The sequence below is a fragment of the Mesorhizobium intechi genome, assembly GCF_002879535.1.
In the GTDB taxonomy this organism is placed as follows: domain Bacteria; phylum Pseudomonadota; class Alphaproteobacteria; order Rhizobiales; family Rhizobiaceae; genus Mesorhizobium; species Mesorhizobium intechi.
Window position 1 is genome coordinate 1 of record NZ_PNOT02000231.1, and the last position, 4,983, is coordinate 4,983.

Sequence of the window (4,983 nt, forward strand, 5' to 3'; positions counted from 1 at the left end):
CTTCGAAAAGGGCGTCGATGGGCGCGACGTCGGCAGCCAGCAGCATCGAGCGGTAGAAGAGAATTGGCACGACCTTTCCCTCCCGCTCGAGGGGGAGGGGGACGACACCGCGGCCTGGCTCGTAGTAGCCGGCCTTCGGCACCGTCACCGGCTCAACAACGGCCGCGTCTTGCCCAGCCAGCCTGGCCAACCTCTGCACCAGCGCGCCCATATTCGCCGGGCCGCCTTCGCGGAAATAGCCGAACAGCGCGTCCAATTCCTGGCGCGGCAGCGTCGAGGCTTCGATCAGCCTGATATCCTCGTCATGGCTTTCGCCCGGCAGCAGCGCCAGCATTATGCCGCGTTCGCGGGCCGTCGAGGCCAGCTGGTCGCAGCCGTAGCGCCACCAGTCGTAGCCACCCAGGATGCGCACCAGGATGATCTTGGCGTAGCGGGCGACGCTGTCGACCCAGAGGTCCACGGACATGGGGTGGCGCAGGTCGCGCAGTGCCGCAAGCCGCATCGAGGGCAGGCGGGCGGCATCCGCTTTCCAGGCGGACGCCAGTCCGGCGAGGTCGCTGTCGGTGAAGGACAGAGCCACGATGTCCGCCGGCGTCTGCCGCAGATCGACCGGCTCGGCGAGATCGTCGAGCGAGGCGGAGGTCGTGGTGAGGATATGCATCGCGGCCCGTGTCTGAAATCAGCCGGCGAGTATACGCTCGATTGCCGGGCGGTTCAGCCCCTTGAGGCCGATGACGACAAGGCGCGAGCGGCGGTCGTCATCGGCGGTCCAGGCGCGGTCATAGTAATGGTTGACGCGCGGGCCGACGGCCTGCAGCAGGAGCCGCATCGGCTTGCCGCCGACCTCGACGAAGCCTTTCACGCGCAGCACGTTCTCCTGTTCGGCTGCGGCGGCGACGCGTTTTGCCAGTTCGTCGGGATTGGCGATCGAGGCAATGTCGACGATGAAGGTGTCGAAGTCGTCATGCTCGTGGTCGAAGGCGCCGTCATGATGCGACTTGCGGTTCTCGATGTCGTCCTCGACGGCGAGACCGAGTCCGAGCAGCACTGAGGGATCGACCTTGCCGTGCGAGGTCGGCACGATCTTCACGGCACGGGCGGAATGTTCGCCGATGATGGCGTTGGCGCGGGCCGATCCTGCGGCGTCCATCAGGTCGCTCTTCGACAGGATGATCAGGTCGGCGCAGGCGATCTGGTCCTCGAACAGTTCCTCGACCGGGTCGTCATGGTCGAGGCTGTCGTCACCGGCGCGCTGCGCCTGCAGGGCGTCCATGTCGTTGGCGACGCGGCCTTCGGCAAGCGCGGGACCGTCGACCACGGCGATGACGCCATCGACGGTGACGCGGCTCTTCACCGTCGGCCACTGGAAGGCCTGGACCAGAGGCTTGGGCAGGGCCAGACCCGAGGTCTCGATCAGGATATGGTCGACCTTCGGCGTCAGCGACAGGATCTGGTCGAGCGCCGGCACGAAATCGTCGGCCACGGTGCAACAGATGCAGCCATTGGCCAGTTCGACGATGTTTTCCTCCGGGCAGGTGTCGATGCCGCAGCCCTTCAAAATCTCGCCGTCGATGCCGATGTCGCCGAACTCGTTGACGATGATCGCAATGCGCTTGCCGCCGGCGTTCTCCAGAAGATGGCGGACCAGTGTCGTCTTGCCGGCACCAAGGAAGCCGGTGACGACGGTGCAGGGGACACGGGATACGGAAGCGCTCATGATCAGTCCTTCAGCAGGTCGAGAGGAGGGATGCGGGCAACGAGGCCGCGCTTGAGAGAATCAGGGCGGCCGCGCCATGGAATGAGGCCGTCCGTCGAGGTGGCGAAGAGTTTGGCGCCGGTGACGAGGTCGGCGCCGCTGCTCGCGGTCAGGTCGCCGAAGACGTAACTCCAGCAGCCGTCGCGCAGGATCGCGGCGCTCAGGCGGCGCTTGCAATTGCCAAGGCATTCGACCGTGCGGATGCGGATGTTCTCATCAGATGCGGCCCGGCGCGTGTCTTCGGCCAACAGTTCGCCGGCGCGGGGATGGGCGTCGGAGCCGGTCTCGTCGCGGCACGAGGCGCAGACGATCAGCGTGACGCCGGGCAAGGCTTCACCGTCGGCGGACGAATTGTCCACTGTGCCAGCCGAAAAACTGCCGTTCTGGTCCAAAAACCGGGCTCCTTGCCCGGAAACCCGCCGGGCGATCGGATTCTCTTGTCGCGGACGGCAGGTCTCCTGGCTCGCGGGTCATCGCCTTGGTGCCGCCTTCCCGGGAACATCCCAGTGGCTTTCGGCCTTGGCTCGTCGCTTACAGTTGCGGGGACAGCCGCGGATTTGAGATTTTTCACCTCGCACCGCATTCCCTCTTAGCCCCTGCCGTTGCGGGCAAGGGACCGTCTGGAGCGGATTTAGGCTTTTGCAGGCAGCGGTGTCAACGCGGGCTTACGACACGGCGATGTCGGACAGCGGCTGTCACGTTCCGCCTATCGGCAGTGCCAGGATAACTTGCCGGATTGCTTGATAGCCATCGCCATAGTCCCAGTCATGGCCGGCAGCCAGATTCTGCCCATCTTGCCAAACCGCGTTGTCCAGAAGGACTTCGGCCCTAATAAGGGTACCGTTCAAGCCTGCCAGAAAGGTCCGTACAAAATGGCTTCCAGGGGGTACCGAAGCTGTGAACAGCTTTTCCAGCTTGGCATAGAATGCTTGATAGCCTGGGGTCAGCGAGCATAGCTCGGTAGTGGCCTGGGAGATGACGGGTCCGCCATAGATTTTCCAGCGGGCATCGTTGCGCCAGATCTTCCAACTGGTGCTGCTTCGCTGCCAAACCTCTACATCGGCCTGCATGTTGTCGCACACATGATCAGCTAGCCCCTCAATGGCTACGTGGAAAACGCCGCGCAGAAATTTCTCAAACGCCTGATTCAATTGTTGTTCGCGCGTCTCACCGATGCCAGCAAAGGATTCGATGACCGGCTGAACATCAAGCAGCGGAGAGAATATGTAGATTTCAAGAAGCACGCTGTCAGAGCCCGTCTCGAACACCTCAGCATCAAACCGAAGTTGCTCCGACCGAATCGCGACGTCCTGTTCTCGGCGTACTGCATCGATTCCATGTGCAATCAGCGCACCATGGATCATGTCGAGCACTTCGTGAGATGCCATTTGCAAAACCTACCAGGCTTCTTGAAGCGTCTATGACAGAAGCTGTCGGGGTTGGCCATCTAGGTGACTGGCAAGCGCCAGGCCCAAATCGCCGGCAGGCGTCACTTCCATGCGCTCGAGGCCAAGCCAGCCCTGCATCTGCTTCAATTCCTCGAAGAGTTGCGCTGCGGTCTCGGGCGGTGCGTTGGGCTCGGCGTAGGCGGCGTGGACGCGCAGGACACTGGCTGGCCGGTCCGCCTTGAGGTCGACACGCGCGACGATTCTGTCGCCAAGCAGGAAGGGCAGGACGTAATAGCCGTATTGGCGCTTTTCGGCCGGCGTATAGATCTCGATGCGGTAGTGGAAGTCGAACAGTCGCTCAGAGCGCGAGCGCTCGAAGACGACCGGGTCGAACGGCGCCAGCAGGGCGCGGGCCTCGATCTTCCGGGGCAGGCGGACGTCCTTGTGAAGGTAGGCCGGCTTGTCCCAGCCTTCGACGCGCACCGGCAGCAGTTCACCCAACTCGACCAGTTCCTCCAGTCGGCCTTTCATGTCGGCCGGCGACAGTCGAAAGTAGTCGCGCAGGTCGCCTGATGTCGCCACGCCGTGGGCACGAGCCGAGATGCGCAGCAATTCGCGGTGGGCGTCCTCGGCTGTCGGCACGGGCAGGTCGAGGATCGCCTGCGGCAGCACGCGCTCGGGCAAATCATAGAAGCGCTCGAAGCCGCGGCGGTGCGCCGTGGTGATGCGCCCGGCCCAGAACAGCCATTCGAAGGCATGTTTGGCATGGCTCCAGCCCCACCAGCCGCCCGAACCTTTCTGGCCTTCCAGCGCCGAAGCGGCGATGGGGCCGCGCGCAACGACCTCGCGGTATATCTCCTCGATATAGGTGGCATGCTCGCGGCCCCATTTGGCCAGGCCCAGATACATCTCGTCGCCGCGCTCGGCGCGCTGCATGCGCCAGCGCATCAGCGGGTAGGTCTCGACCGGCAAATACGAGGCCTCATGCGCCCAGTATTCGAAGACCGTGCGCTTGCGCGTCACGGCGGCATTGTCGAGGAGAGCGAGCGGGTAGGGGCCGAGGCGCGAATAGAGCGGCATGTAATGCGCGCGCACCACCGCGCTGACAGAATCGATCTGCAGCAGGCCGGTGCGGGCGAGCACACGGGCAAAGTGGCGGCGATCGGGTGTGCCATTTGGGCGGGGATCGAGAAATCCCTGTGCGGCGAGAGCGATGCGCCGGGCGGCGGCAAGCGAGATCTTTTCCTTCATTCAGGTGTCACTCTAAGGGCTTTCGACCGAGGTTCGACGGGTGATTCCAGCCCATGCTAGCAGGGTTTTGGCGGCAACCCTGTCAGGAGAGAAAAGTGGAGTTAAAAGTGAAGGAAATCAAACAGGAGCGGATCGGACCAGTTTCTCCCGATATGCCGTCCAGGTCGGCGTTTTGAACAAGGTTTGACTTGCTTCGCTGGAAGTGCTGCGCTAACCCTCGCCGCGTTGCAGCATAGGCCCCTTAAAACGGTTCAGCGGTTAATCTGTCACGCTTCCGCATTAAGGTCCGGTGCTGTAATCAAAGTGGATTGGCGCCAACGGAAAGCCGCTGCATGAACGCACTTCTCAGTTCGTACCTGCCCATCGTCCTGTTCATCGCAGTGGCGGCGGTGGTCGGTCTGGCACTTATCGTGGCGCCGTTCCTGGTGGCCTACCGAAATCCCGATCCCGAGAAGCTTTCCGCCTACGAGTGCGGTTTCAACTCGTTCGACGACGCCCGCATGAAATTCGACATCCGCTTCTATCTGGTGTCGATCCTGTTCATCATCTTCGACCTCGAAGTGGCCTTCCTGTTTCCCTGGGCGGTGT

General features: G+C 63.0%; 5 protein-coding genes, 1 pseudogene and 1 riboswitch. Of the genes and pseudogenes, 1 reads left to right on the forward strand and 5 read right to left on the reverse strand.

The annotated features are described in order from the left end of the window. From C1D09_RS20360 to C1D09_RS20380, 5 genes and pseudogenes are all read right to left on the reverse strand, one after another. Positions 1-661, reverse strand: a pseudogene (locus C1D09_RS20360) (cobaltochelatase subunit CobN); the annotation flags it as partial. 18 nt (positions 662-679) lie between these two features. After that, complete coding sequence (gene cobW / locus C1D09_RS20365; protein WP_143976002.1) at positions 680-1,717, reverse strand: cobalamin biosynthesis protein CobW; 1,038 nt, start codon at positions 1,715-1,717, stop codon at positions 680-682. A 2-nt stretch (positions 1,718-1,719) separates the two neighbouring features. Then, positions 1,720-2,148: a DUF1636 family protein gene (locus C1D09_RS20370; RefSeq protein ID WP_143976003.1), complete on the reverse strand. Its 429-nt coding sequence runs from the start codon at positions 2,146-2,148 to the stop codon at positions 1,720-1,722. A gap of 39 nt (positions 2,149-2,187) precedes the next feature. Beyond that, positions 2,188-2,392: riboswitch (cobalamin riboswitch) on the reverse strand. Positions 2,393-2,451: 59 nt separating this feature from the next. Beyond that, a complete protein-coding gene (locus C1D09_RS20375; protein WP_143976004.1) occupies positions 2,452-3,144 on the reverse strand; it encodes a DUF6348 family protein in 693 nt (230 codons plus the stop codon). Positions 3,145-3,174: 30 nt separating this feature from the next. Next, positions 3,175-4,395, reverse strand: a complete 1,221-nt coding sequence (locus C1D09_RS20380) for a winged helix-turn-helix domain-containing protein (RefSeq protein WP_143976005.1) — start codon at positions 4,393-4,395, stop codon at positions 3,175-3,177. A 332-nt stretch (positions 4,396-4,727) separates the two neighbouring features. Between C1D09_RS20380 and ndhC the strand changes: the two genes are divergently transcribed. Then, on the forward strand, positions 4,728-4,983 hold a 256-nt coding region (ndhC, locus tag C1D09_RS20385), incomplete at its 3' end, for an NADH-quinone oxidoreductase subunit A (protein WP_143976006.1).